The organism is Enterobacter sp. DC4 (assembly GCF_000568095.1).
GTDB classification, from domain to species: Bacteria; Pseudomonadota; Gammaproteobacteria; order Enterobacterales; family Enterobacteriaceae; genus Enterobacter; species Enterobacter pseudoroggenkampii.
In genome coordinates this window covers 395356-421298 of record NZ_AZUB01000001.1, presented here as the reverse complement: position 1 = coordinate 421298, position 25943 = coordinate 395356, and the positions used below count along the sequence as shown (strand labels likewise).

General features: G+C 55.6%; 20 protein-coding genes. 3 read left to right on the top strand and 17 right to left on the bottom strand.

The features are described 5' to 3' along the window. The first annotated feature begins 326 nt into the window (after positions 1 to 326). Positions 327 to 1460, top strand: coding sequence for a porin (locus P349_RS22030; RefSeq protein ID WP_032649165.1), 1134 nt, complete (start codon positions 327 to 329; stop codon positions 1458 to 1460). A 184-nt stretch (positions 1461 to 1644) separates the two neighbouring features. After that, positions 1645 to 2835 (top strand): aspartate transaminase, encoded by a 1191-nt coding sequence (aspC, locus tag P349_RS22035; protein WP_032649167.1) that lies wholly within the window; start codon positions 1645 to 1647, stop codon positions 2833 to 2835. A gap of 51 nt (positions 2836 to 2886) precedes the next feature. On the opposite strand, the gene P349_RS22040 is transcribed toward aspC, so the two are convergent. The 7 genes from P349_RS22040 to cmoM form a co-directional block, all read right to left on the bottom strand. Next, entirely contained in the window at positions 2887 to 3534 is a 648-nt protein-coding gene (locus P349_RS22040) for an MBL fold metallo-hydrolase (RefSeq protein WP_023311009.1), read from the bottom strand. Positions 3535 to 3554: 20 nt separating this feature from the next. Beyond that, on the bottom strand, positions 3555 to 4106 hold the full coding sequence (locus tag P349_RS22045; RefSeq protein ID WP_023335137.1) for a YcbK family protein: 552 nt from the start codon (positions 4104 to 4106) through the stop codon (positions 3555 to 3557). A 174-nt stretch (positions 4107 to 4280) separates the two neighbouring features. After that, positions 4281 to 6104, bottom strand: coding sequence for a L,D-transpeptidase (ldtD, locus tag P349_RS22050; protein ID WP_032649170.1), 1824 nt, complete (start codon positions 6102 to 6104; stop codon positions 4281 to 4283). 178 nt (positions 6105 to 6282) lie between these two features. Further along, positions 6283 to 10734 (bottom strand): chromosome partition protein MukB, encoded by a 4452-nt coding sequence (gene mukB / locus P349_RS22055; RefSeq protein WP_032649171.1) that lies wholly within the window; start codon positions 10732 to 10734, stop codon positions 6283 to 6285. Next, positions 10734 to 11438, bottom strand: a complete 705-nt coding sequence (mukE, locus tag P349_RS22060; protein ID WP_008499954.1) for a chromosome partition protein MukE — start codon at positions 11436 to 11438, stop codon at positions 10734 to 10736. The genes mukB and mukE overlap by 1 nt, the downstream gene beginning before the upstream one ends. Next, complete coding sequence (mukF, locus tag P349_RS22065) at positions 11419 to 12741, bottom strand: chromosome partition protein MukF (RefSeq protein ID WP_024907787.1); 1323 nt, start codon at positions 12739 to 12741, stop codon at positions 11419 to 11421. The genes mukE and mukF overlap by 20 nt, the downstream gene beginning before the upstream one ends. A 3-nt stretch (positions 12742 to 12744) precedes the next feature. After that, the gene (cmoM, locus tag P349_RS22070) at positions 12745 to 13524 is read right to left on the bottom strand and encodes a tRNA uridine 5-oxyacetic acid(34) methyltransferase CmoM (RefSeq protein WP_032649174.1); all 780 of its coding nucleotides are present in this window, start codon (positions 13522 to 13524) and stop codon (positions 12745 to 12747) included. Between the two features lie 124 nt (positions 13525 to 13648). Between cmoM and elyC the strand changes: the two genes are divergently transcribed. Further along, a complete protein-coding gene (gene elyC, locus P349_RS22075) occupies positions 13649 to 14428 on the top strand; it encodes an envelope biogenesis factor ElyC (protein ID WP_032649176.1) in 780 nt (259 codons plus the stop codon). Here elyC and P349_RS22080 read toward each other — a convergent pair. From P349_RS22080 to cmk, 10 genes are all read right to left on the bottom strand, one after another. Further along, entirely contained in the window at positions 14405 to 15298 is an 894-nt protein-coding gene (locus tag P349_RS22080) for a YcbJ family phosphotransferase (RefSeq protein WP_023311002.1), read from the bottom strand. The genes elyC and P349_RS22080 overlap by 24 nt on opposite strands. A 142-nt stretch (positions 15299 to 15440) precedes the next feature. Then, positions 15441 to 16187, bottom strand: a complete 747-nt coding sequence (gene kdsB, locus P349_RS22085; RefSeq protein ID WP_032649178.1) for a 3-deoxy-manno-octulosonate cytidylyltransferase — start codon at positions 16185 to 16187, stop codon at positions 15441 to 15443. Further along, a complete protein-coding gene (ycaR, locus tag P349_RS22090; protein WP_006174474.1) occupies positions 16184 to 16366 on the bottom strand; it encodes a protein YcaR in 183 nt (60 codons plus the stop codon). Before ycaR ends, kdsB begins: the two co-directional genes overlap by 4 nt. A gap of 45 nt (positions 16367 to 16411) precedes the next feature. Next, positions 16412 to 17641, bottom strand: coding sequence for a winged helix-turn-helix domain-containing protein (locus tag P349_RS22095; protein ID WP_032649181.1), 1230 nt, complete (start codon positions 17639 to 17641; stop codon positions 16412 to 16414). A gap of 44 nt (positions 17642 to 17685) precedes the next feature. Further along, the gene (lpxK, locus tag P349_RS22100) at positions 17686 to 18663 is read right to left on the bottom strand and encodes a tetraacyldisaccharide 4'-kinase (protein WP_032649183.1); all 978 of its coding nucleotides are present in this window, start codon (positions 18661 to 18663) and stop codon (positions 17686 to 17688) included. Then, positions 18660 to 20408: a lipid A ABC transporter ATP-binding protein/permease MsbA gene (gene msbA, locus P349_RS22105; RefSeq protein WP_032649185.1), complete on the bottom strand. Its 1749-nt coding sequence runs from the start codon at positions 20406 to 20408 to the stop codon at positions 18660 to 18662. The genes lpxK and msbA overlap by 4 nt, the downstream gene beginning before the upstream one ends. Positions 20409 to 20444: 36 nt before the next feature. Beyond that, positions 20445 to 22709: a ComEC family protein gene (locus tag P349_RS22110; RefSeq protein ID WP_032649187.1), complete on the bottom strand. Its 2265-nt coding sequence runs from the start codon at positions 22707 to 22709 to the stop codon at positions 20445 to 20447. A 214-nt stretch (positions 22710 to 22923) separates the two neighbouring features. Further along, positions 22924 to 23211, bottom strand: coding sequence for an integration host factor subunit beta (ihfB, locus tag P349_RS22115; RefSeq protein ID WP_008499965.1), 288 nt, complete (start codon positions 23209 to 23211; stop codon positions 22924 to 22926). A gap of 170 nt (positions 23212 to 23381) precedes the next feature. Further along, positions 23382 to 25055 carry a 30S ribosomal protein S1 gene (gene rpsA / locus P349_RS22120; protein ID WP_008499966.1) on the bottom strand — a complete coding sequence of 558 codons (1674 nt, stop codon included), beginning with the start codon at positions 25053 to 25055 and terminating at the stop codon, positions 23382 to 23384. A 111-nt stretch (positions 25056 to 25166) separates the two neighbouring features. Next, a complete protein-coding gene (gene cmk, locus P349_RS22125) occupies positions 25167 to 25850 on the bottom strand; it encodes a (d)CMP kinase (protein ID WP_024907794.1) in 684 nt (227 codons plus the stop codon). Positions 25851 to 25943: the final 93 nt, after the last annotated feature.

Genomic DNA, 25943 nt, shown 5'->3' with positions numbered 1-25943 from the left:
ATGAATCGCCTTTATCTCAATTAATCATAAGCAATTCATATATATAGGATAGGTTTTGTTGTTTAATTCGCCAGGGCGCTCTGAAGTTTGAGGTGGTTCACAAAGTTCCCAAAAATAAACATTTGGTTACACATATTTTCTTTTGGTTACTTAATCTTGAGAATTGTAGCACTTTCAGGCTAGCGAAACGCTTCGCCGAATGGAAAGATGCCTGTCAGATACATAAAGACACCAAACTCTCATCAATAGTTCCGGAAATATTTATTGACAGAATTTATTGACGGCAGTGGCGAGTGTCATAAAAAAACCAATGAGGGTAATAAATAATGATGAAGCGCAATATTCTGGCAGTGGTAATCCCTGCCCTGCTGGTAGCCGGTGCAGCTAACGCTGCAGAAATCTATAACAAGAACGGCAACAAACTTGATCTGTACGGAAAAGTTAATGCTGAGCGTGACTTCGTTACCAATGGCGATAACACCAACAACTCAGACTCAACCTACGCACAGATCGGTTTCAAAGGCGAAACTCAGATCAACGACCAACTGACCGGTTATGGTCAGTGGGAATACCGTGCACTGGCCAGTTCTGCGGAAGGTGAACAGTCTGCAAACAACTCTACTCGTACTCGTCTGGCATTCGCTGGCCTGAAAATGGCTGACGCTGGCAGCCTCGACTACGGCCGTAACTACGGCATCGTATACGATGTAGAATCCTACACCGACATGGCGCCAACCTGGTCCGGCGAAACATGGGGCGGCGGCAATGTTGATAACTACATGACCAGCCGTTCTACTGGCCTGCTGACCTACCGTAATAACGATTTCTTTGGTCTGGTTGATGGTCTGAGCTTCGGCCTCCAGTACCAGGCTAAAAACGAACGCGCTGACCTGCGTCGTGCGAATGGCGACGGTGTTGGTTACTCTGTAGCTTATGACTTCGGCAGTGGCTTTGCTCTGACTGGCGCGTACAGCAATGCTAACCGTACTCTTGACCAGAAGGCCGATGGTAAAGGCGACAAAGCCGAAGCATGGGCAATTGGCGGTAAATACGATGCAAACAGCCTGTATCTGGCTGCTGTATACGCAGAAACCCGCAATTTGAGCCTCCTGGCTAACACCACCGGTTCCAACACCCCTGATGCTTCTGGTGACGTGTTCAACGTAGCGAACAAAACCCAGAACTTCGAAGTTATCGCTCAGTACCAGTTCGACTTCGGTCTGCGTCCATCCCTGTCCTACGTCCAGAGTAAAGGTAAAAACCTGAACACTGTATCTGGCGGCGATGCAGATCTGGCTAAATACGTTGAAGTTGGCGCTACTTACTACTTCAACAAAAACTTCAACGTGTCTGCTGATTACCGCATCAACCTGATCGACGAAGATCAGGCCAAGCGCACTGGCGGCGGCTGGGTTGGTACCGACGACCAGGTTGGTCTGGCTGCTGTTTACCAGTTCTAATCAGTACACCACTTTGTTATATGCTTAATGAACAGGGCTTCGGCCCTGTTTTTTTATGCGTGACAGAAAATAATGGCGACTTTTGAAAAGCCGCACGCTTTTCGTCGCAAACGGTTGGCATTTTGTAAATCTACCGTTAACCTGATAGCGGATTTCACTTCTGTAATCACAATGGAACTTCGTCATGTTTGAGAACATTACCGCCGCTCCTGCCGACCCTATTCTGGGCCTGGCCGATCTGTTTCGTGCCGACGACCGCCCTGGCAAAATCAACCTGGGTATTGGTGTATATAAAGATGAAACCGGCAAAACTCCGGTACTGACCAGCGTTAAGAAAGCTGAGCAGTATCTGCTGGAAAACGAAACCACCAAAAACTACCTCGGTATTGATGGTATCCCTGAATTTGGTCGCTGCACCCAGGAGCTGCTGTTCGGTAAAGGCAGTGCAATTGTGAGTGACAAACGTGCCCGTACAGCACAGACTCCGGGCGGTACCGGTGCGCTGCGCGTGGCGGCGGATTTCCTTGCGAAAAACACCTCTGTTAAGCGTGTCTGGGTGAGCAACCCAAGCTGGCCGAACCACAAGAGCGTGTTTAACTCTGCGGGTCTGGAAGTGCGTGAATACGCCTACTACGACGCGGCAAACCACTCTCTGGACTTTGACGGCCTGCTGGCGAGCCTCGGCGAAGCGCAGGCAGGTGACGTGGTGCTGTTCCACGGCTGCTGCCACAACCCAACCGGTATCGATCCGACGCTTGAGCAGTGGCAACACCTGGCGAAGCTGTCCGTAGAGAACGGCTGGCTGCCGCTGTTTGACTTTGCCTACCAGGGCTTCGCCCGTGGTCTGGAAGAAGATGCCGAAGGCCTGCGCGCGTTCGCAGCCGTGCATCAGGAGCTGATTGTCGCCAGCTCTTATTCCAAGAACTTCGGTCTGTACAATGAGCGTGTGGGTGCCTGTACGCTGGTTGCTGCTAACGAAGAGACCGTCGATCGTGCGTTCAGCCAGATGAAATCGGTTATCCGCGCTAACTACTCTAACCCACCGGCACACGGTGCGTCTGTTGTTGCCACTATCCTGAGCAACGATGCGCTGCGCGCTATCTGGGAACAAGAGCTGAACGATATGCGCCAGCGTATTCAGCGCATGCGCCTGCTGTTTGTGAACACCCTGGCTGAGAAAGGCGCAGACCGCGACTTCAGCTTTATCATCAAACAGAACGGCATGTTCTCGTTCAGCGGCCTGACCAAAGAGCAGGTTCTGCGTCTGCGTGAAGAGTTTGGCGTGTACGCCGTGGCCTCTGGCCGCGTGAACGTTGCAGGCATGACGCCTGACAACATGGCGCCGCTGTGCGAAGCGATTGTCGCCGTACTGTAATTTGCGCCCATAAAAAAAGCCTGCGTTATGCAGGCTTTTTTTTTATTCGGGTTACCAGACAGGCATTTCATCCTGAAGGAACGGGTTATGGAGCCGTTCATAGCCCAGCGTCGACATCGGACCGTGCCCAGGGATAAACGTAACGTCATCACCCAGCGGCAATAACTTTTGTTTAATCGACTGAATCAGCTGCCCGTGGTCGCCGCGCGGAAAATCGCTGCGTCCTACGCCACCTTTGAAGATCACATCGCCGGAAATCAGCAGACGAGACTGGTCATCAAAGAAGACGATATGGCCTGGCGTATGCCCAGGACAATGCAACACCTGTAAAGTCACATTCCCTACGTTAACGCGCTCTCCCTCGTTCAGCCAGCGATCGGGCGTCAGGGGCTGACACTCATCAAGGCCAAACATGCGGCTTTGGGCGGGTAACCCCTGCAGCCAGAACTCATCTTCTTTTTCCGGGCCGATCACCGGCACACCGTAGTGTTCAGCCAGTTCAGCGGCAGCACCTACATGGTCAAGATGACCATGAGTGAGCAAAATCTGCATCAGCGTGACGCCGCTTGCTGCGACTTCCTGCTTGATTTTCTCAGCGTCACCGCCGGGATCGACAAGCGCGGCCAGTTTAGTCTGTTCGCACCAGATCAATGAACAATTCTGGGAGAACGCGGTAACCGGAATAATACGATAGTTCATACTGCTCCTGTGTTTCGTTATTACCAGTGCCGAACCGGACCGGTATCAATATGTACAAAGTTGCTGCTGGGGTAATATCCTACACCACCTGCGCGCATAGATAACGCAGCTTTGCGAATATTGGCTAACGAAACGCCTTCAATATGGAAATCCATTGCCTGTCCCTTCGTGTGATAGCTTTTTTTCGCTACCCCGCGACTGTGGGCGCGCAGTTCATTGTTGGTATCAATCGAGCGATAGCCAGAAATGAGCTGCACCGGCTTGCTGGTGCCCAGCAGGCCCTGAAGGCGGAAAATCTGATCAAACAGTCCTGGATCGATGGCTTTTATTTTATTCGCGCGGAAATCACGGAAAAAATGGTTAAGTCTTGCTAATTCATCCTGAATATAGCCTCTGCCATCGAAAAACTCCGCTTTTAGCGACTCACCGGTATGAAGATTGTTGAGCGTTAAAACTCGCGGACGAGGTGTCGAGAGGGTGGCAAATGCTGGCGTCGGCAGGATGGCCGCTGCGCCGAGCGCAACGCCACCTAACGCCAGCAGTTTGCGGCGATTAGCGTCAAATTTGTCCATGATAATCAGGTCTACAGGTAAAAGAAATCGTAATATGCTTAGCGCACGAAGGGCACCATAACTGGCAAAACCAGGTACGTCAAGGCGCCCAACCCCAGTGAATACGCGGCTTGCAGCGATATAGCCCCTTATTCACCATAACTTACGACAATCATTTTTCCCGAACTGCTTCATTTACCTGATTAATTGTTCCGCTTTTGGCAAAATTTGTGCGCCGGATCGCGCGGTGAGATCATAATTGTAAATATCTGTACGATACTGGGTACGCCCGTCCTCGCCCACAAACGCCGTCAGATAGTAAAGATTGACCGGAATATTGTGGCGAATATTAACGTAACGCGTATCCCCCTGCTTCAGGGCATCCGAAATACGCGTATCGTTCCAGCCCGCATCCTGAAGCAGCATATTGGCCAGCTCCGAGGCTTTGTTCACGCGCACGCAGCCAGAACTCAGCGCGCGGGTATCTTTCTGGAACAGGTTGTGGTTCGGCGTATCGTGCAGATAGATAGCTTCTGAACTCGGCATATTGAATTTGTAGCGCCCTAAAGAGTTATGCGCCCCGGGAGCCTGCTGGAAACGGAACGGCAGATTTGACGCTGTGATCGTCGACCAGTCGACCATATAAGGATCGATGGCCTCTTTACTGTTCCATCCACGCATCACCGTATAGCCATGACGTTCCAGATAACCCGGGTCGTTCCAGACCTTCGGCAGAATGTCTTTTCGCGCCAGAGTCGGCGGCACGTTCCACGGCGGGTTTACCACCACGTTATTCAGCGCGCTGCTCATCATCGGTGTTTTACGATCCGGACGCCCGACAATCACGCGCGACGCCAGTTTTTCGCTACCGTCCTGGTAATAGACCAGGGAATACGCCGGGATGTTAACCATAATCCCGGTAGAGAGCGTTCCCGGCAGCAAGCGCAAACGCTGGATATTGAGCGCCAGCACCCCTGCCCGCTGCGCAGGCGATACGTTCAGCCAGTCACGCGTCGTCTGGCCAATGACGCCATCGGCCCCCAGCCCCTGAGCGGCCTGGAATTGCTTAACGGCCGCAACCAGCTCGCGATCGTAAGCCGCGGGTTTGCTGCTCAGGACATCGGCTTTCTTCTCTTTCACGGGAGCTGACGGGCTGACGGCGACGTTCTGTGGATCATCACCCGGGAGAGCAATCTTTGGCCCGCCTTCCAGAATACCGGAACGCACCAGGATCTCGCGCAGGGCGGACACATCGCTGCTCCACTGCCCCGGACGCAGCGTCGCGGTACCGCGCATTTGCGGCCACGGACGCGTGTCCCCCACCAGCGCGAGGAGCGACTGGTGCAGAGTGGCATATTGTGGGTGCGTCGGTGCCAGGCTGGCGATAAAGCGCGGCAGTTCGCCATTATCCAGCGCTAGCTGCCATTGATTAATCACCGACAGCGCTGGCGTCGCCAGTTTGTAAGGTTTATCGCTGTACAGCCAGCGGTTGCCATTGACAGGAATACCCGCCACGAACTGCAGGTAGCCCATCATGGCATCGGAAAGCACCACGTCCCGCGCCTGCCCGGTGACAGCAGGATCGGTTAACAGCTCAACCCATTTTGTAAACTGCGGCTGAAACCCTGCAATCGCGACCTCCGCCAGCTGTTGCTGGAAGGCGCGCACGGCATCGCGGTTTTCCCACATCGGTTTCATATCACGGGCAGCATAGAGGAGCGTGAGCTGATTGATATAGACAGGCGTGTAGCCTGACGGCAGCCCTGACTGCAGCTGCTGACTGAGCGATTCGGCGTCGATGCCTTCCGGCAGCGGTTTAATACCGGCCATGATAGCCGTCGCCGGAGACTGGTCCAGCGGCTGGGACAACGACGTAGGCTGTGCGCCTGTCGTTGCCGAGCTGTCAGTCGGCACAATTTCAGGCTCGTCGGCCTGGGCGGTTAACAGTGGAGCAAACATCACTGCCAGGCATAAACTTAGCGCCGACAGCTGACGACCACATTCTTTCTTAAGCAACATCCCTTGCCCCCTGTTTTCACGACATGCCCATCACGTTGGGGCTTTCTTTCATTATAGGTAGACGGCTAAGCTGTTGCCTTACCTTATGTAAAGAAGTTTAAAGATAACGCAGCCCTAAGCACAAGTTAAGTTTAAAAAAAAAGCGGCGCCAGGGCGCCGCTTCGGGTCAGAAGATACTTCAGGAAGCGTCGGCTGTGGTTTCCGGCAATGACTCTGGTGGCTGCGGCGCAAAGCCACGCAGCCCCACAACGTGAACGTGTTCGCTGTTCTGGAACACTTTGCGCACCAGTTTGTAGGTAGTGCCTTTCTCGGGGCTGATGTTCTCCGGCGCCGCAATAATGAGCTGCATATCGAGACGTTCGCAAAGCTCGAACAGCGTGGCAATGGAGCGGGCATCAAGACGCGCCGCCTCATCCAGGAACAGCAGTCGGCATGGCGAGATGTCTTTGCCGCGCAGACGGCGCGCTTCATCTTCCCAGCTCTGTACGACCATCACCAGAATTGACATCCCGGTACCGATCGCTTCACCGGTAGAGAGCGCCCCGGATTCCGCACGCAGCCAGCCGTCTGAGCCACGGTTTACCTCTACCTCCATTTCCAGGTAATTACGGTAATCCAGCAGCTCTTCACCGATGGTTTGCGGCGTACGCTGGCCCATATCAATCTGTGGATTCAGGCGCTGATACAGCTTCGCCAGCGCTTCGGAGAAGGTCAGACGGTTGCTGTTGAACAGATCCTGATGCTGCTCGTGCTGCTCAGACAGCACTTCCAGCAGCGTCGCGTGGGCTTCACGCACGTTGACGTTGAGGCGCACGCTGTTCACCTGGCCAAACGACACGCTCTGCAGGCCCTGGTTCAGCTGGCGGATACGGTTCTGTTCGCGCTGAATGGTTTTACGAATAATATTCGCTACGCTGCGGGAGCTGATCGCCAGCTTCTGCTCGCGGGAGGTCAGCTCCTCCGTCAGGCGACCCAGCTCGATTTCCATCTGTTCGATGGCTTCAACCGGATCGTCGGTACGGATGATGTCCTGACGAATACGTTCGCGCAGGTGCTGGTAAACCGCCACGAAGAACTGGATTTTACGTTCCGGACGTTTTGGATCTTCCGACATACGCAGCACGTCGCGCAGGTGTTCGTTATCCGCCACCGCCAGACGCAGCGCACCCAACGCCTTATCCGACATGGAACGCAGCTCGTCGGCTGAGAGATATGCCAGTTCACGGCGGTGCAGACGACGCTCAACGTTATTGTCTTTCACCATGCGCATCACCGCGCACCAGCCCGCCTTCGCGGTCACAACCTGCTCACGCATCTCAAAGTAGTCGCGCTCCAGCTTGCGCAGGCGACGGGTCAGGTTATCCATTTCCGCTTCGCAGAAGGTCAGCGCTTTTTCCAGCTGATTACGACGCGCACGGTTATTGCTGAGCTGCGAATGCAGCTCGTCACGACGAATACGCGCGCGCTCTTCTGCCCCGCTGTCGGCACGCACGCCGATGTCCTGAAGCTCTTTCTGCAGATCGTTTAACAGCTCTTTCTTGGTGTCGAAGGAGCTTTTCAGCGAGGCCAGCACCTGGTTGTACTGGTTCAGCTGAGCGGAGTGGCTGCGCATTGCTTCACGGGCGCGAGTACGTTCAGCTTCCGCCTGCTCAAGGCGCTGACGCAGCTTTTCGTTCAGGTCGCTGTTACCGCTCAGCATTTCTGCCGAATCGGAGTAGCCGAAGTGGGCGCGACGCTGCACCACCTCCGTCAGGGCAAACGCCTGCTGACGCGCCTCGCGCTGCACCTGCTGTGACCAGGCATAATCTTCTTTTAACTGCTCGAACTGTTCCGGGTCGCTCTGCAGTACAGATACGACGGGCTCCAGCTTCGCCAGCTGATTGCCGTGCTGCTGAACGAAACGCGCGGCTTCCTGCGCTTCATCCAGGCGCTCCTGGATCTCATCCACACGGTCAGCCAGCGTGTCATCCGCCAGCAGATTCAGGCGCGGCAGAATGCGGTTAAGGGCCGCGACGCCCTCTTTCGCCTGTTCAAACTGCACGCGACTCTGCTGGTTATCACTTTCATGACTGGCAATCGCCCGCTCCAGCTCTCCACGGCGGGTATTGAGCTTGCGAATTTCCGCTTCCGGGTCAGCTTCAAAGGCCACGGCCAGATGGCTGCCGATAAAACGGCTAAACGCCTGGTGCAGACGCTGGGTTTTCTGCACGTCAAACGACAGGGTCGCGAAACGTTCAGACAGCGTTTCACGCTCGGCGTGCAGGCTTTCGATGCGGCTTTCGCGCGCGGCGCGGCCAAACAGCGGCAGCTCAGGGAAGCGGGAATAACGCCACTGACGGTCGGCGATTTTCACCACCACCGCTTTTTCCAGCTCGTCGACGCTGAAGACGCTGTCATCGAACGACTGCGGATCCCCTTCGATCAGGTAGAGATCCTCCGGGCAATCTTCCAGGCCGGCAAGCTGCTCAGAAATCAGCGACAGATCCGGAACCACAATCGCGTTACGGGATGGACCGTACAGCGCGGAGAAGTATGGCGCGTCGTCCAGACCGACATCGTCGTAAATCTCGGACAGCAGCACGCCGCCAAAACGCTCCGCCAGGGCATTGAGGCGCGGGTCTTCCGCACCGCCCGGCTGGCTTAAGCGTTCAATTTCTTCGTCGACTTCACGCTTGCGCGTGCCGACTTCGTCACGCTCAACAATGGCTTCGCGCTCGCGCTCCAGCAGCTGCTGCAGGTATTCGGTCACTTCCTGGCTGGATTCGAACTGCTCGCCGCACTGTTCGCTGAGCTGATTCAGGCTGCTTTGAGCCGCCAGCCAGACCGGCGCTCGTTGCAAGAGCGTCTTCGAACGGGACTGAATCTGCTCCAGCTCCTGACGCAGCGTCATACGCTGTTCGCTGGCGTTTGATACGGTATCGGACAGGGCCGCGATACGCGCTTCCAGCTCCTGATGCAGGGCCTCAAGCTCGTCGAAATCGTAATTTTTTCCCTGACGCTTGCAGAATTCCGCCAGAAGACGCTCGGCCTCCTGCTGCTCGCGCAGGCGCTGTTCCAGCTCGTTCAGACGCATCCGCAGCGGCTGAACCTGTTCGGCCAGATGGCGCTGGTTCACACCGTCGCGCAGCAGTTCACGGGCAACGTCCCAGGCTTCGTTACGCGCCAGCGGGCCGTTAATTGCGACCACCAGCTGATAAGCCTGCTCAAACTGGCTGTGCGCCGTTTGCGCGACGCTCATTTTCTGTTCGAGGGAGAGCAGCTTCTCGGTGGCTTCCTGTTCTTTGGCCTGGAAGGTATCCAGCCACTCGTCGGCGCTATCCGGCGTCAGGTCAGGCAGATGGCACAGCTCTTTCGCACGCTGTAATGCCTGCAATGCCTGGGTGTACTGAATCGCTCGCGTCTGCTGCACGTCAAGTGCCTGCTGGTAATCGGCAAGCTGGCTTTTCAGCTCATCCACTTCCAGCTCGGCCGCTTCGGCGCGGGCTTCGTTCTCTTCCTGCATGTCGGCGGCTTCGGCCACCACTTCATTTTGCTCTTCGAGACGAATTTGCAGCTCGTCGAGATCCGCTTCATAGCGCTCGATTTTTTCCTGCTGACGCAGCGCGGTCTGCACCAGATTCAGGTGATCGCTGGCGGCCTGGTAATCGGCTTCCAGGTCGCCTTCTGCACCGTTGTGCTCACCCAGCTCGCGCGCCATTTCGACGTGCTTGTACTGCTCGGCCACCAGCTGTTTACGCGAGGTAAACAGCTCGCGGCGATATTCTAATGCCTGATCAAGATGCACGCGTCGCTCGTTGGCGTGACGCATGTAGTCCGCCGCCACATAGTTGGTGGCTTCGCTGATCAGGTGTTTAAACAGGTCGCGGTCGGACTGGGTAACGCGAATCGCTTCCAGCGTCATGCGGTTTTCACGCAGCGCCGCTTCCATATCCTGGAAGGCCTTACGCACGCCGCTGTTTTCCGGCAGCAGGTAGTCGCGCAGGGAGCGGGTGATGGCGCTGGAGATACCGCCATACAGAGACGCTTCGATCAGGCGGTAGTATTTGCTACGGTCTGATGCCGAGCGCAGACGACGCGCTACCACGCCCAGATCGAACATCAGCGCGTGGTAGTCGGTAATCGAGTTGAACTGTTTGAACTGTACGCCTTCGATAGCTTCGAGCTTATCTTTCAGCTCCTGCAGCGTCAGCACACGCGCCTGACGTTCGTTCAGGGTTTCCGTCAGCAGCGCCGTTGGCTGCACGGACGTTGGAAGCCCCTGGATCGCAAACGGTTTGATATCCACTTTACGGTCGCGGCCAGCAACCTGCTGCAGGCGTACGCCCACCACCACACGCTGATGACGGGAGTTAATGACGTCCAGAACCGAATAACAGACGCCGGCCTTCAGCTTCCCGTGCAGGCCTTTATCACGGGAACCGCTTGTGGCCCCCGCTTCGGTGGTGTTACGGAAGTGAAGCAGCGTCAGGTCAGGGATCAGCGCCGTGACAAAGGCCGCCATGGTGGTGGATTTACCCGCTCCGTTACCGCCGGAGAGCGTCGTGACCAGCTCATCCAGATCGAACGTTCGGGCAAAGAAGCCGTTCCAGTTAATCAGCGTCAGTGAGCGAAATTTACCGCGTTCAATCATTACTCTTCCTCCCCGCTATCCGGCAGATTCTCTTCATGCTCATCATTGAGCTGCAAATGGTTTTCCACCGGCATCGCTTCACCGTCGCGGATCATGCGAAGCTGCGCTTCACGCGCGTCATCACCCGCACGCACGTCGGCGCCAAAGCGGAAGACAGATTCCGTGATGCGGAATTTGCTGCTGTCGTGGCCCATAAACCAGACCATCCCCAGACGACGCAGACGGTTCAGGGAAGAGCGAACCTTTTCCTGTAATTTCTGACGGTCAAGATCCGACCCCGTGGAGCGGTTGTTCACCAGCTTGAGCAGTTTGCTCTCATCTGCCAGCGTCAACAGCTCGTCGTAAAGTTCCTGCTGGGTGAAGATCCCTTCATTCGCCAGACGTTCCGGGCTGAGATAGAGGTAGCAAAGAATTTTGCCGACCATCATATCCAGCTCCGAGAGCACGGAACGCGGAATCAGCGTCGTGGAGCGTGGACGCAGGTAGAAAAACCCTTCCGGCGCGCGAATAAGCTCCACGTTGTAGCGTGCGTAAAACTCTTCCAGGTACTCCTGAAAGTCCATCAAAAAGGCGTGATTATCCAGCTCGTCTAAGCCAATGTGACGACCGGCACGCAGCTGGCTGTCCAGCGCCGGAAATAACGGATTCGCCAGCGCCTGTGCCAGCTTAACTGGCATCACTTGTTCAATATTTGTCAATGACATGCGCCTGTACCTTGGCTCCGTAATCGTTAATTGGCTGCCACTTCGGCGGCAGTCCGGTGAAATCTGCTTGCGCGACGCCCAGGCGCACCGCCTGGTCTACCACAATGCGGGCAACGTCGAAGTGGCGCGCGCGCGGATATTGCGCCAGATAGTCGCGCACCACGAGCCCAAGATCCAGCGGCACTTGTCTGGTTTTGTAGACAGCGAGCTGTTCTTCGATCATCGCCGCAAGCTGCTCGCGAATTTCGTTAAATTCTTCGTATTCCAGATCCGGTGGCAGTTCACCGGTCACCTCTTCATCGCGCAGCGCCATCTCTTCGTCGCGCATATCCAGCAGACGATCGGCATTGGCGTAGGTCAGCGCCCACGGCGCATCGAAATAGGTCTGCACCGACTGACGCAGACGCTGGGCAAAGACGCGGTTTTTATCCATATCAATCGCGGTACGGATAAATTTATGCACGTGTCGGTCGTAGCCGATCCACAGGTCGATCGACTGCTGGCCCCAGCTGATAATGCGGTCGAGTTTGCTCTGCAGATCGAATACCAGACGGTCGATAAAATGCAGATCGTCATGCGCCAGCGTCGCGTCCTGGATGCGCAGCAGGTTAGCCTGCAGCTTGTCCCCTGCGGCTTCCAGCGTATCCTGGAGTTCGCGCAGCGTGCCGGAGGTTTCTGACAGCAGAAGTTCACAGCTGGAGATAGCCGCTCGCCAGTCTTTATTCAGTAACTGCGCGATATCGTCTTTCACCTGCTGCTGCTGTTCGTCCATCAGGCGCTGGGTGAGATCGATACTGTCGAAGATTTCCGCCACCGAATATTTCAGCGGCGCGTAGACGTTACGGTGCCAGTGGAATTCGTCACCGTTTTCATCCGCCGCGTCGGCGGCGCGCTTAAGCTCACCCGCCACGATCGACAGCTGCATGGAAAGACGCAGCGTGGAAAATTCACGCTGGCGAATATAGTAATCGGTGATGCCGATGCCCAGCGGCGTCAGGCGATAGATGGCGTTTCCTTCCGCCTGCTCGCTGGTAAAGCGGTTCAGCAGACGTTGACGCACCATATCGTTGATCGCGTTGTTGGCACGCACGCTAATGGTTTCGCTGGTTTGCTCAAACGCATCACTGACGTGGCGGAACGCATCCACCAGTTCACCCTCGCTCATTTCACCATCCAGCCGCTCGCCGTTCAGCGTGGCGACCGCCAGCAGGAAAGAGAGTCTGTCTACCGGCAGCGAGATGGAGAAATCGTTTTTCCTGGCCCAGGCAACCAGTTCGGGGACTGTCTGGGAAAATTCACTCATAGGTTATCCTTGCATCTGCGGCTTGTGCGCGGTGACGTGAATATAGCGGCCAAGGCTGACAAAAGGCTCCTGACGGCAATACCGCGTTTCCAATTCTGTTAAGGTGTCAAAACAGTCACGCTGTTTGTGTTTTTCACGCAGATAATCATGAAACACCCTGACGCCCGTCTTCCCGACAATCTGCCAGCCAATCGCTTCCAGCCAGCCATAAACCTGCTGTGGATCGCGCGGATAGTCCGGGGAAAGCGTGCGCTTTTTCTTTTTGGGCATCCCGACCTGAACATAGTCGAAGTTTCCCGCAACCATGTTGTGCATCAGGAAGCCGTTAGCATTGTAGAACATCAGCGACAGCGTGCCGCCCGGGCGCAACATCGACCACAGGGTTTGTAACACGCTTTGCGGATCGGCAACCCACTCCAGCACCGCATGAAACAATATCAGATCAACCTGGGTTTCCAAATGCTGCGCGATGTCCTGAGCGGCGCATTGTATAAAATGCATGTTGTCGCTCACACCTTTCTCTTCTGCCGCACGCGTCGCGCGGGCGACCATTTCAGCAGAAAGATCGCAAAGCGTGACGTGATGGCCGCGCTCGGCCATTTTTATCGCCGTCTGCCCTTCACCGCCACCGGCGTCCAGCACGCGCAACGTTTGACCGCCAAAGGTAGCCAGAATGGTGTCCAGATCCTGCCAGAGGATCGTCTGACGGAGCTGCCCTTTCGTGGTGCCATAAATGTTGCGCGAAAACTTTTCCGCGATGTCATCAAAATTGCGATCCCGCATTGGGAGAGTTCCACTCGCTAACTGCAAAACCGCTATTTTGTCACACCCGCGCGGAGAATGAACCTCTCTGGTGTAATATCACCGGTAATCACCTGCTATATGGTCAAAAAAGGAACCAAAAAGGATGCTTTTTACCCTTAAGAAATACATTGGAGGGATGATGCTTCCCCTTCCGCTGCTGCTCATCATCATCGCGCTGGGGCTGGCGCTGGTGTGGTTCAGTCGCTTTCAGAAGAGTGGCAAAACGCTTATCACGCTCGGCTGGTTTATCCTGCTGCTGTTGAGCCTGCAACCGGTCGCGGATGGTTTGTTACGCCCCATCGAAAACAAGTACCCGACATGGCAGGGAAATCAGAAAGTGGCGTACATCGTGGTACTGGGAGGCGGATATACCTGGGATCCTGACTGGGCCCCCAGTTCAAACCTGATTAACAACAGCCTGCCACGGCTAAACGAAGGCATTCGCCTGTGGCTGGCGAATCCGGGATCAAAAATGATCTTCACCGGCGCGGCGGCCAAAACGAACCCGGTGAGTACGGCTGAAGCGGGCGCCAGAGTCGCGGAATCGCTCGGTGTACCGCGTTCCTCCATCATCACCCTGGACAGCCCAAAAGATACCGAAGAAGAGGCTGTCGCAGTGAAGCAGGCAATTGGCGATGTCCCGTTCTTGCTGGTGACCTCCGCCTCGCACCTGCCACGCGCGATGATTTTCTTTGAGAAGCAAGGCCTGCACCCGCTTCCCGCACCGGCAAACCAGATGGCTATCGACGCGCCGCTCAACCCGTGGGAACGGGCGATACCGTCCCCGGCGTGGCTGATGCATAGCGATCGCGTCGGTTATGAGACGCTCGGACGCCTCTGGCAGTGGCTGAAAGGATCGTCAGGCGAGCCAGGGCAGGAGTGATTTTGTTGCCAGATCGAAGTTTGCGCGATTAAAACGTCCGGTATTGACCAGTTGCGCAACTTCGTCCCAGAGCAGATAAAGCCAGCGCCGCCAGAGAAACGCTTCTGCAACGGGCGCGCGTTGAAGGTAATGCCACAGTAAACCTTCCGCCGCCCCGCTGTCGCTGAGCCTGAACAGCTCGTATTCGCGCGGAGCCCAGAGCATGATCCCCGGCCCCAGCATCGCCAGAAGCTGATCGCTGCGGGAGTCTTTGAGCATGCTGCGCAGGGTGAAATTACCGTGGATTAGCACGCAGTTGTCATTAAAACCGTCGAACAGCGCCGGTAAACACTCGCGGGTGCGAAACAGAATTCGCTTATCCTGCATGGTTAAACCGGTATTGTTGAACTGGTTAAGCGTCCCCCACAGAACCTCAACCCGCTGGCGATACCACAGCGGCCACAGGTTTTCCTGAGTGCTGTCGACCGGACCGACAAGTCCGCGGCTATCCTGACGGTGCCAGGCCAGCAGCGCCTCGACAATCTGGTCTTTTAACTGCTCCCAGCGCTCCGGCGTGCGCGCGGGCGCTTCAACGGGCACGCCGCGCAAGCGCTCAATCAGCAGTACATCCGGGCCGGGATGTTCCTCATGGGTCATCACGCCGTACACCGTCGGCATACGGACGGTTCCCTCCCGCGCCAGCATCGACATTTTCCAGGCAAGCTGCCTGGCCACACCCGGTGAGGTGAAACTTCTGGCCATCAGCGGCATTGGGTTACCCTGACTGTCATACAACGACCAAAGCGCGGTATCGGCCTTTTCACTCACGCATTCGACACGGCTTAATTTCTCACCCAGCAGATGGCTAAGTTCGGCACGCAGCTGTTCCATATGAGATTACCCCCATTAAGACTACTGCTTTTATAATGAGCGTCCTGAAGGAAGATGTCACCCGGAAGAGATCAATTAGGGAAAAGAAAGGGAAATTAACGAGGAGAGGAACATCCCCCCGTCAGGAGGGATGCAGGCGGTATTAGCGCAACTCAGCGCGAACGCGCTCAAGATCTTCCGGCGTGTCAACGCCCGTACCAGGCACTTCGCTGGCAACGGCAACGTGAATTTTTTCGCCATACCAGAGCACGCGAAGCTGCTCCAGCATTTCGATATGCTCCAGCGGACTCGGTGCCCAGGTCACATATCGACGAATAAAACCGGCCCGATAGCCGTAGATCCCTATATGACGCAGGAAGGTATCACCGATGGTCTCTTTAGAGAGCGCAAAGCGATCGCGATCCCACGGGATCGTGGCGCGGGAGAAATAGAGCGCATAGCCTTCGGCATCCATGACCACCTTCACCGCATTCGGGTTGAAAGCCTCTTCCGCATGGTGAACAGGCACCGCGAGCGTCGCCATACCGACCTGACGCTGCGCCAGGTTTTCTGCCACCTGACGGATAATCACCGCCGGGATCATCGGCTCGTCACCCTGCACGTTAACGATGACCGTATCATCACTAAAACCACATTTCTCAACCACTTCCGCCAGACGCTCGGTGCCGGACTGGTGATCGGTGCGGGTCATGCATACCTCACCGCCTGCCGCCTCAACCGCACGGGCGACGTCGGGATGATCGGTTGCAACAATCACGCGGTCGGCACCGGATTCCCTTGCACGCTCAAGGACATGCACAATCATTGGCTTGCCGTTGATATCCACCAGCGGTTTACCCGGCAGACGCGTAGACGCGTAGCGCGCAGGAATAATGACAACAAAACTCATGGTTTGCTCTCTTCTGCCACCAGTGAACGCGCTTCATTTTCCAGCAGTACCGGAATGCCGTCACGCAGCGGGAAAGCCAGGCTGTCCAGCTTGCAGATCAGCTCCTGTTTGTCCTGGCTGTAGTAGAGTTTGCCGTTGCATACCGGGCAGGCAATAATTTCAAGTAAACGGTGATCCATAGTTCCTCCGTATGGGTAATCGCTAAAGCTTAACACATTCCCTTTTCAGGGCGTGCCTGTTTCCCAGCCACTTCGACAGGATGTAAACAGTCCGTCGGGTACCCGGCCCAGCGTCACGTCGTCGGCACCCTGCCAGCGCGCGAATTCGCTAATGGCGGACGTTAACCCTTTTTCCAGGCTCGCCGTCACCCTGACGCCCTCTTGCAGATAAAGCGCAATGATTTCAAGCGTGCCGGTCTTGCGGTGCATTTTGGCGTCCATGCGCCCGACCAGCTGTCCCTTATGCAGCAGCGGTAAAACAAAGTAACCATACAGGCGCTTTGGGGCCGGGGTATAACATTCCAGCCGGTAGCTGAAATCAAAGAGCTGCTCGGCGCGTTTTCTGTCCCAGACAACCGGATCGAAAGGCGATAATACCGCGCTGTGGGTTGCCTGAAGTTTCCCCTCCAGAGCCTGAGGCAATAACGGGAGGAGATCCGCATGCAGCCACATTTCGCCCAGCGTTTCCACCGTGACGGGGATAACGCGCTGTTCGCGTTGCCACATGTCCAGCAGCGGTTTTAGCGCGGGCTGACGCAGGCGATAATAATCTGCCAGCCACTGCGCGCGAAAAATCCCCAGGCTACGGGCGCTGTTCTCCAGCATAACGGCCTCGGCCGCCTCCTGAGTAAGCAGGTCGCGCTCGTCGTCCCAGTGCGGCATCACGCGATGCGTCAGGTCGTATACGCGCTGAAAATTACGCCGTTCAATCACCATGACTTGGCCAGAGGTAAACAGCCCTTCGAGATGACGTTTGTGCGGCTTCCACTCCCACCAGCCGCTGGTGCCCTTGCGCGGGTGTTCAAAATCGGCGGAGCGTACGGGACCGTTTTCCTGAATATGCGCGATAAGCTGCTCAATTTCGGCCGCATGTTCCTGCATCCACGCCTGTCGGTATTTCCAGCCCATCTTTTCCGGGGCAAGCATACGGTGGCGAACCAGGGCAAAATCGCTGCGGGGCAGGAAGCAGGCTTCGTGCGCCCAGTACTCCATTAACTCCCCCTTGCTGAGCGCCTCATCCAGCCACTGAGAAGGATAACTCCCCAGGCGGCTAAACAGGACCAGATAAGGGCTGCGGGCCACAATGTTAATGGTGTCGATTTGCAGTAGCGACATGCGCTGAACGGTCGAGAGAATATCGGCAGGCTGCGCGCGGCGGCGGGGCTTTTTGAGCAGCCCCTGCGCGGCAAGGTGTAAATGACGTGCAGCTGAAAGCGAGAGTTGCGGTAAAGACATGCGTTTTCCTGTCAGTCAAAGCGCCACCAGAACCGCGTAAGCCTTTACTGCACCAACGCAATCAGTTCCTTGAGCAATTGTTCCGGCTGCTCGCCGCTGAGTTCAGCGTCAACCGGCAGATACCACCAGTTATCTTTCGCAAAGGCACGGCATTTCACCGCATCTTTTTCGGTCATGATCAGCGCCTGTCCGGGTACGGTCAGGGCGTCTACCTGCCCTTCCACCAGAGCCTGATGGTCGGCCAGCGGAACGCGTTTTTCCAGCCGGGCACCACACTGTTCCAGCGTCGTAAAGAAGCGTGGCGGATGGCCAATCCCCGCCATCGCCACCAGTGAAGGCAGCTCCGCAACCGACCGGCGTTCCCCCGTCACCAGGTTGATCGCCGGACCCGGCTGAAGATGCATCGGGATTTCACCCGCATTTGCCTCACCACCGTTCACAATCACCGCATCGACGGACTTAAGACGCGAAGCGCGTTCGCGCATGGGCCCTGCAGGTAACCACCAGCCGTTACCAAAACGGCGAACGCCGTCGATGACTACAATCTCTTTATCACGCGCCAGGGCGTAATGCTGCAGGCCATCGTCAGTGATAATGATTTGCACCGCTTGTTCGGCAAGCAGTGCCTGAACGGCGTCGCTGCGCACCGGGGAGACCGCAACCGGTGCGCCGGTACGCTGGAAAATCAATACCGGTTCATCACCCGCTTCGGCGGTCGTGGTTTCCGACGTCAGCAGCAGCGGATAACGCGCCGCTTTACCACCATATCCGCGCGATACCACCCCCGGGCGGATGCCGCATTTTTGCAATTGTTCCACCAGCCAGATCACCACCGGCGTTTTACCGTTGCCACCCGCCGTAAGATTACCGACAACCACAACCGGAACCGGCGCGCGCCAGGCACGCTTCAGCCCCAGACGGTAAAGCAGACGGATTGTGCCGCTCACCAGGCCGTATAGCCAGGAGAGCGGCAAAAGCAGCAGACACAGCGGGGATTCACCGGACCAGATGCGTGCAATCATTCGCCAAACTGCATCTTATGAAGCTGAGCGTAAACGCCGCGGTGTTCCAGCAAATCGGCATGGCTTCCGCGTTCAACAATGACGCCATCCTCAACCACGACGATTTCATCAGCCTGCTCGATAGTCGACAGACGGTGCGCAATCACCAGCGAGGTACGGTTCTTTTGCAGTTCATCCAGTGCCGACTGGATAGCGCGTTCAGATTCGGTATCCAGCGCGGACGTCGCTTCGTCCAGGATCAGAATTGGGCTATCGCGCAGCAGCGCGCGCGCAATCGCAATACGCTGGCGCTGGCCACCGGAGAGAAGCACGCCGTTTTCACCAATGATGGTATCCAGACCGTTATCCATCTTATTGATAAAGTCCATTGCATAAGCCATACGCGCGGCGTTCTCAATCTGCTCGCGGCTGTACTCATCTGTGCGCGCATAGGCAATGTTGTTAGCCACGGTATCGTTGAACAGGTGCACGTTCTGGGAAACCAGCGCCACCTGATTACGCAGCGACTGCAGGGTATATTCCCGCAGGTCATGACCGTCTAACAGGATCTCACCTTCGTTAATATCGTAGAAACGGGTGATCAGGCTGGCAATGGTCGATTTACCCGAGCCGGAACGCCCCACCAGCGCCACAGTTTTACCCGCCGGAATGGACAGATTGATATTACGCAGCGCCGGCGTTTCACGACCAGGATAGGCGAAGGTAACGTTGCGGAATTCGACATCGCCACGGGCGCGCTCAATTTCGCGTGTACCTTCATCTTTTTCCTGCTCGGAATCCAGAATGCTGAACAGCGTCTGGCAGGCGGCCATCCCGCGCTGGAACTGGGCGTTGACGTTCGTCAGTGATTTCAGCGGACGCATCAGGGCGATCATAGAGGAGAAGACAACGGTGATGGTACCCGCCGTCAGCGTCTCCATGACGCTCGGGAAGCTTGCCGCATACAGGACGAATGCCAGTGCCAGAGAGGCAATCAGCTGAATAATCGGGTCAGAGATGGAAGAGGCCGAGACCATTTTCATCCCCTGCAGACGCATTTTATTGCTGACTTTGTCAAAGCGGTGGGTTTCGACGTCCTGACCGCCAAAAATCAGAACTTCTTTATGCCCTTTCAGCATCTGTTCCGCGCTGGTCGTCACCTGCCCCATCGTGTTCTGCATATTCTTACTGATATTGCGGAAGCGCTTTGAGACGACGCGAATAGCAATAGAAACTATCGGCGCCAGAACGATAAGGATGATCGACAGCTGCCAGCTGTAATAGAACATCATTGCGAACAGGCCGATGATCGATGCGCCCTCACGCACGACGGTGATCAGTGCGCTTGATGACGAGGAGGCAACCTGCTCGGAGTCGTAGGTAATACGGGATAGCAGCGTCCCGGTAGACTGCTTATCAAAGAATGAGACCGGCATCCCCATCATGTGACTGAACAGGCGACGGCGCATGGTCATCACCACTTTCCCGGATACCCAGGAAATACAGTAGCTGGAGATATAGCTGGTGATGCCGCGCAAGATCATCAGTCCGATAACCACCAGAGGCATCCATAGCAACACTGAGCGATCCGTTTTACCAAAACCGTCGTCCAGTAACGGTTTGAGAAGCGATAGCATAAAAGTATCGCTGGCTGCGTTGAGGATTAACGCTACTCCCGCCACGATCAGGCCTGTTTTAAAGGGCGCAATCATCGGCCAGAGTCGGCGGAAGGTTTGCCACGTGGAGAGATCTTTGTCGTTATGCATTCAAAAAACCAGCATTCGTTGAAATAGCCGCATATTCTACCCGTTATCGACGGGCGCGCCAAACCACTGATGATACCAAACGGGTAAAAATTGCTCTCGCAAGCGCCGGATTTGCCAGTGATGTTGCGAGAATGTCACCGATATTTGTCCAGAATGGGGAGTATCGTGCCAGATATACCCCTCTTTTCGATAACGTCGGACAACTTTTGCCGACGGGAATCGCCATGCGTTATACCGTGCCGCTGAATCCAGGGCGATCTGACCTTCCACCCGCTCTACCAGCGGCAATGAAGACGAGGTATTGCTGCCATGATGGGGCACCTGGATTAGCGTGGACGTCAGATAACGCCAGTAATGGCTAAGCATAGCCTGTTCCGCTTGCGCTTCAATGTCCCCTGTGAGCAGAACACTCTGCTCGCCGTCGCCCACCTTTACCACGCAGGAACGGTTGTTTCCCTGAGCCGGGTAACTTTCAGGGGGCCAGTGGACGCTGAAGGTGAGTCCCTGCCATTGCCATCTCTGCCCACGAAAACAGGGGCGATGTCCCGCCTGGTGCAAGGGGCTTCTTACCCACACGTCAGGCCACGTTTTTTGCAACGATGCGAGTCCTCCCGCATGGTCGAGATGTTCATGACTGAGAATAACGCCTTCTGGCCGCAGGTGATGCCAGCGCAGCCACGGAATAATTAACCGCTGCGCGCTATCCCCGCCCGGCCAGGCGAGCCCGGTATCATAGAGAATGGCTTTCCCCTGCCGTTCAATAACCATCGCCAGCCCCTGCCCCACGTCCAGCATATGCAGCGTCCAGCTCTCGCTTTTTGCCGTTCGCCAGAGAGGAAATGCCAGTAAGACGCTTCCTGCAAGACAAACGGCAGGAAGGGTTTTCCATGCGCGAAAACGCCAGACAATGATGCTCAACCACGGCAGTAATGTCGTGTATTGCCAGCGTTGGTCGACACTCTGCCAGCCATCAGGCAGGCGCATGAGGAGCCAGAACAACCCCGCCAGTGACTTATCGGCTGCGAACCAGACGACGCTTTCCAGTGCCGCCAGCGGCAGCAGATGAAGCAGCATACCGAGCAGGATCAGCGGCACGGAGACAAACGTCACCAGGGGAACGGCGAAGAGATTCGCGACCAGGGAGGAGATACTGAAGCCATGGAAAATCAGGACCTGTAACGGCATGAGCAACATCAGCATGCCGACCTGCAGATGGATCAGGTTTAGTAGCGGCCGTATACGTCGTGCCCGGTGCCAGTCAGGAAGAGGCAGCCACTGGAACCAGAAAATCAGCGCGGCGACGGCAAATGCGGACAGGGCCAGACTCTGCGAAAGTACGGCTAAAGGATCGCTTATGAGAATCGCCGCGATACAGCACACCCATACCTGCCAGGGAGACCATTGACGGGCAGCGATCCGCAATATGGCAAGCACAGCAAGCGCGATGGCCGTTCGTAGCGCAGGAGGTTGCAGACCGGTAAGCCAGGCGTAGAAAGCGGCAAAGCACAACCCGGCCAGGAGAGGCATCTGCCAGTGGACCCGGTGGCTGGGTAATAAAAACTGGAGCCCACGTGCGAGTAACCAGACGAGGGATGCCGCCAGCGCGATATGCAGACCCGAAATCGCCATCAAATGCAGCGTGCCGGTTTCACGCATCAGGTCTTTTATTTCCCGGGGAACATCCAGACGTTCTCCCATTCCCAGTCCGAGGATAACCGCCCCCCAGCGGTAAGCCGAAAGTCGGTTCTGCAGTGACATCAGGTATTGCGCTCGCAGGCTGCAGCGGCCATCGACGAGTTCAGCGCGGGTGAAGCGCCCGCTTAGCGTTTGATGTTGGGCAAAAGCGCTGCGCTGAGAATCATATCCTCCTTCGTTCAGTTCGCCATGGGCAGGCCTGAGTCTGAGCGTCATGGTCCAGCGCTGACCGGCGCACGATTTCTGGGGCAGATAATTGCCATACAGCGTTACGCCGGTGGAGGCCCACCAGCGCTTGCCATCGACGCTGCGAATGTTTCCCTGATGCAGAGTGGCGCCGTCGGTCGCGGTGAGCTCTACCTCAGCCTGCACAGCTCCTGTTGTTAAATGCTGCATCGGCCAGACGCTCTCCTGCGCGGCCAGAATGCCCCACGCACAAAATAACAGCGTAATACCAGCATACTTCACTCGATGGTTTTGCCATGCAGCAAGCACTATCCCGCCAGCCACCATGACCCACACGGTGTAAGGTGATGGCAGTTCAGGTAACCAGAGTAACGGAACTATCGCCAGAATGGCGCAGACGCTAAGCGCGGGAATTCCCATTGCTTCCTCCCTGTTTCAGGGTGGCAGTATGCAAGCAGGTTGAGCGGGTCGTCAGGTGTGAAGGATGCGATTTACAGCAAGCGCAGCAAGGTATTTAACGGGTTGCAGAAAACGAAACGAAAAATGCGGGACACATTCAGAATGAAAGCGACAGAGACAAAAAAAGCACCCGCAGGTGCTTTCTTTCGAACCCAGTTTAACCGGCTGGCTAAACTCAGTTGCCGTAAATATTGGCGCGATCGCGCAGTTCTTTACCCGGCTTAAAGTGTGGAACGTACTTACCTTCCAGCTCGACTTTATCGCCAGTTTTCGGGTTACGCCCGGTACGTGGAGCACGATAGTGCAGAGAAAAACTACCGAAACCGCGGATTTCAATGCGCTCGCCCTGGGCAAGAGTGGAGGCCATATGCTCCAGCATCTCTTTTACGGCATCTTCCACTGCCTTGGCAGGGATATGCGGTTGCTGACTGGCAAGTCTTTCAATCAATTCTGACTTGGTCATGATTCCTCCGGTTCCTTTCAAACCAATTAGCTGAACAGCTCATTAAACAAGGGCGGCCGTAGCCGCCCTTTGTTATTGATTACAGGACGAATCCTGCAATCTGTCAAGTTTGCTCCTCATCCTTCGCGCTGTAAATGCGTTACAGCGCAAATGATGCTGAGAACCTGATATTACTCGCCTTTAGCTGCTTTGAAAGCTTCAGCCATTGCGTTGTTAGAGAAGTTTGCATCTTCCTGTTTGTTAACAGTTGCGATTGCATCTTTCTCATCAGCTTCGTCTTTAGCACGAACAGACAGGCTGATTGCACGGTTCTTACGGTCAACACCGGTGAACTTAGCTTCAACGTCGTCGCCTACGTTCAGAACCAGAGTGGCATCTTCAACGCGGTCACGTGAAGCTTCAGAAGCGCGCAGGTAACCTTCAACGCCGTCAGCCAGTTCTACGGTTGCGCCTTTAGCGTCAACTGCAGTTACTTTACCGTTTACGATTGCGCCTTTCTTGTTCAGTGCAACCCAGTTGTTGAACGGATCTTCTGCGAGCTGTTTAACGCCCAGGGAGATACGCTCACGCTCTGCGTCAACCTGCAGAACAACTGCAGCGATTTCGTCGCCTTTTTTGTATTCACGAACTGCTTCTTCGCCTGCAACGTTCCAGGAGATGTCAGACAGGTGAACCAGGCCATCGATGCCGCCGTCCAGGCCGATGAAGATACCGAAGTCAGTGATAGACTTGATTTTACCTTCAACACGGTCGCCCTTGTTGTGGGTTTCCGCGAACTGCTGCCATGGGTTGTTTTTGCACTGTTTCAGGCCCAGGGAGATACGACGACGTTCTTCGTCGATATCCAGAACCATCACTTCCACTACATCACCAACGTTAACAACTTTGGATGGGTGGATGTTTTTGTTGGTCCAGTCCATTTCGGAAACGTGCACCAGACCTTCAACGCCTTCTTCGATTTCAACGAAGCAGCCGTAGTCAGTCAGGTTGGTTACGCGACCAGTCAGTTTAGTACCTTCTGGGTAACGCTTAGCGATAGCTACCCATGGATCTTCGCCCAGCTGTTTCAGGCCGAGGGATACACGAGTACGCTCGCGGTCGAACTTCAGCACTTTAACAGTGATTTCGTCGCCCACGTTCACGATTTCGCTTGGGTGCTTAACGCGTTTCCACGCCATGTCGGTGATGTGCAGCAGGCCATCAACGCCGCCCAGGTCAACGAATGCGCCGTAGTCAGTGAGGTTCTTAACGATACCTTTGACTTCCATGCCTTCCTGCAGGTTTTCCAGCAGCTGATCGCGTTCTGCGCTGTTTTCGGATTCGATAACGGCACGACGGGAAACAACAACGTTGTTACGCTTCTGGTCCAGCTTGATTACTTTGAACTCAAGCTCTTTGCCTTCCAGGTGCAGAGTGTCACGAACTGGACGAACGTCTACCAGAGAACCTGGCAGGAACGCACGAATACCATTCAGCTCAACAGTGAAGCCACCTTTAACTTTGCCGTTGATAACACCGACCACAGTTTCAGCTTCTTCGTAAGCTTTTTCCAGCGTGATCCATGCTTCGTGACGTTTCGCTTTCTCACGAGAAAGCAGGGTTTCACCGAAGCCGTCTTCTACTGCGTCCAGAGCAACGTCAACTTCGTCGCCAACCTGGATTTCCAGCTCGCCCTGGGCGTTTTTGAACTGCTCTGCCGGAATGGCGGACTCAGATTTCAGACCGGCGTCAACCAGTACTACGTCTTTGTCGATAGCAACAACAACACCGCGAACGATGGAACCCGGGCGGGTTTCGATTTCTTTTAAGGATTCTTCAAACAGTTGAGCAAAAGATTCAGTCATGTTTAATCTTCAGGTTAATATTAACGTCCACCTGGCTCCGTGCCGGATGGGGTTGTTTCACATACCCGCCGTCAATCCATTGCAGCGGGGGTACTGCTAAATCGGTCGCGATTACGCGAGTGCCAGTTTTTGGCGCGCATATTGTAGCGCTTTTTCAATCACTTGCTCAATAGTTAAACTGGTTGAATCCAGAACTAATGCATCTTCTGCTGGAACAAGTGGGGCGACGGCGCGGTTACGATCGCGGTCATCGCGCTCTTTTATCTCGGATAAAAGGCGATCAAAGTTAACACTAAACCCCTTTTCCTGCAACTGAAGCATGCGGCGTTGCGCACGTTCTTCCGAAGAGGCGTCAAGGAAAATTTTCACAGGTGCATCAGGGAAGACCACGGTTCCCATATCACGTCCGTCCGCGATCAGACCCGGGGCTTCACGAAACGCGCGCTGACGACGCAACAGCGCCTCGCGAACGCGCGGGAAGGCCGCGACCTGCGAGGCCGCATTCGCCACTTCCTGAGTACGGATTTCCCCGCTCACGTCTTCCCCTTCAAGGATGACTTCCAGGTTGCCATCGGTTGACACGAAGCGCACATCCAGATGCGCAGCCAGCGGAACCAGCGCCTCTTCAGACGCGACATCCACGTGATGATGCAGCGCGGCCAGCGCCAGCACGCGATAGATTGCTCCCGAATCTAAAAGATGCCATTGCAATGCTTCCGCCATCGCTTTGCACAGAGTCCCTTTCCCTGCGCCACTCGGCCCATCAATGGTGATTACCGGGGCAATTGCCGTCATCTTTTTCTCCTTAAATAAGGCATACCGTTTACATGAACGCCGCGCATTATACGCGCCAACGTGCGCAACTGTTACCTTTGCGTGCAAATTACG

Coding starts and splice junctions, on each gene's coding strand:
- ldtD (WP_032649170.1), bottom strand. CDS start 6,104: ATGTTGCTTAAGAAAGAATGTGGTCGTCAGCTGTCGGCGCTAAGTTTA.
- mukE (WP_008499954.1), bottom strand. CDS start 11,438: ATGTCATTGACAAATATTGAACAAGTGATGCCAGTTAAGCTGGCACAG.
- cmk (WP_024907794.1), bottom strand. CDS start 25,850: ATGACGGCAATTGCCCCGGTAATCACCATTGATGGGCCGAGTGGCGCA.
- aspC (WP_032649167.1), top strand. CDS start 1,645: ATGTTTGAGAACATTACCGCCGCTCCTGCCGACCCTATTCTGGGCCTG.
- elyC (WP_032649176.1), top strand. CDS start 13,649: ATGCTTTTTACCCTTAAGAAATACATTGGAGGGATGATGCTTCCCCTT.
- kdsB (WP_032649178.1), bottom strand. CDS start 16,187: ATGAGTTTTGTTGTCATTATTCCTGCGCGCTACGCGTCTACGCGTCTG.
- ycaR (WP_006174474.1), bottom strand. CDS start 16,366: ATGGATCACCGTTTACTTGAAATTATTGCCTGCCCGGTATGCAACGGC.
- P349_RS22080 (WP_023311002.1), bottom strand. CDS start 15,298: ATGGAACAGCTGCGTGCCGAACTTAGCCATCTGCTGGGTGAGAAATTA.
- ihfB (WP_008499965.1), bottom strand. CDS start 23,211: ATGACCAAGTCAGAATTGATTGAAAGACTTGCCAGTCAGCAACCGCAT.
- P349_RS22045 (WP_023335137.1), bottom strand. CDS start 4,106: ATGGACAAATTTGACGCTAATCGCCGCAAACTGCTGGCGTTAGGTGGC.
- mukF (WP_024907787.1), bottom strand. CDS start 12,741: ATGAGTGAATTTTCCCAGACAGTCCCCGAACTGGTTGCCTGGGCCAGG.
- rpsA (WP_008499966.1), bottom strand. CDS start 25,055: ATGACTGAATCTTTTGCTCAACTGTTTGAAGAATCCTTAAAAGAAATC.
- mukB (WP_032649171.1), bottom strand. CDS start 10,734: ATGATTGAACGCGGTAAATTTCGCTCACTGACGCTGATTAACTGGAAC.
- P349_RS22095 (WP_032649181.1), bottom strand. CDS start 17,641: ATGTCTTTACCGCAACTCTCGCTTTCAGCTGCACGTCATTTACACCTT.
- cmoM (WP_032649174.1), bottom strand. CDS start 13,524: ATGCGGGATCGCAATTTTGATGACATCGCGGAAAAGTTTTCGCGCAAC.
- P349_RS22110 (WP_032649187.1), bottom strand. CDS start 22,709: ATGGGAATTCCCGCGCTTAGCGTCTGCGCCATTCTGGCGATAGTTCCG.
- P349_RS22030 (WP_032649165.1), top strand. CDS start 327: ATGATGAAGCGCAATATTCTGGCAGTGGTAATCCCTGCCCTGCTGGTA.
- lpxK (WP_032649183.1), bottom strand. CDS start 18,663: ATGATTGCACGCATCTGGTCCGGTGAATCCCCGCTGTGTCTGCTGCTT.
- P349_RS22040 (WP_023311009.1), bottom strand. CDS start 3,534: ATGAACTATCGTATTATTCCGGTTACCGCGTTCTCCCAGAATTGTTCA.
- msbA (WP_032649185.1), bottom strand. CDS start 20,408: ATGCATAACGACAAAGATCTCTCCACGTGGCAAACCTTCCGCCGACTC.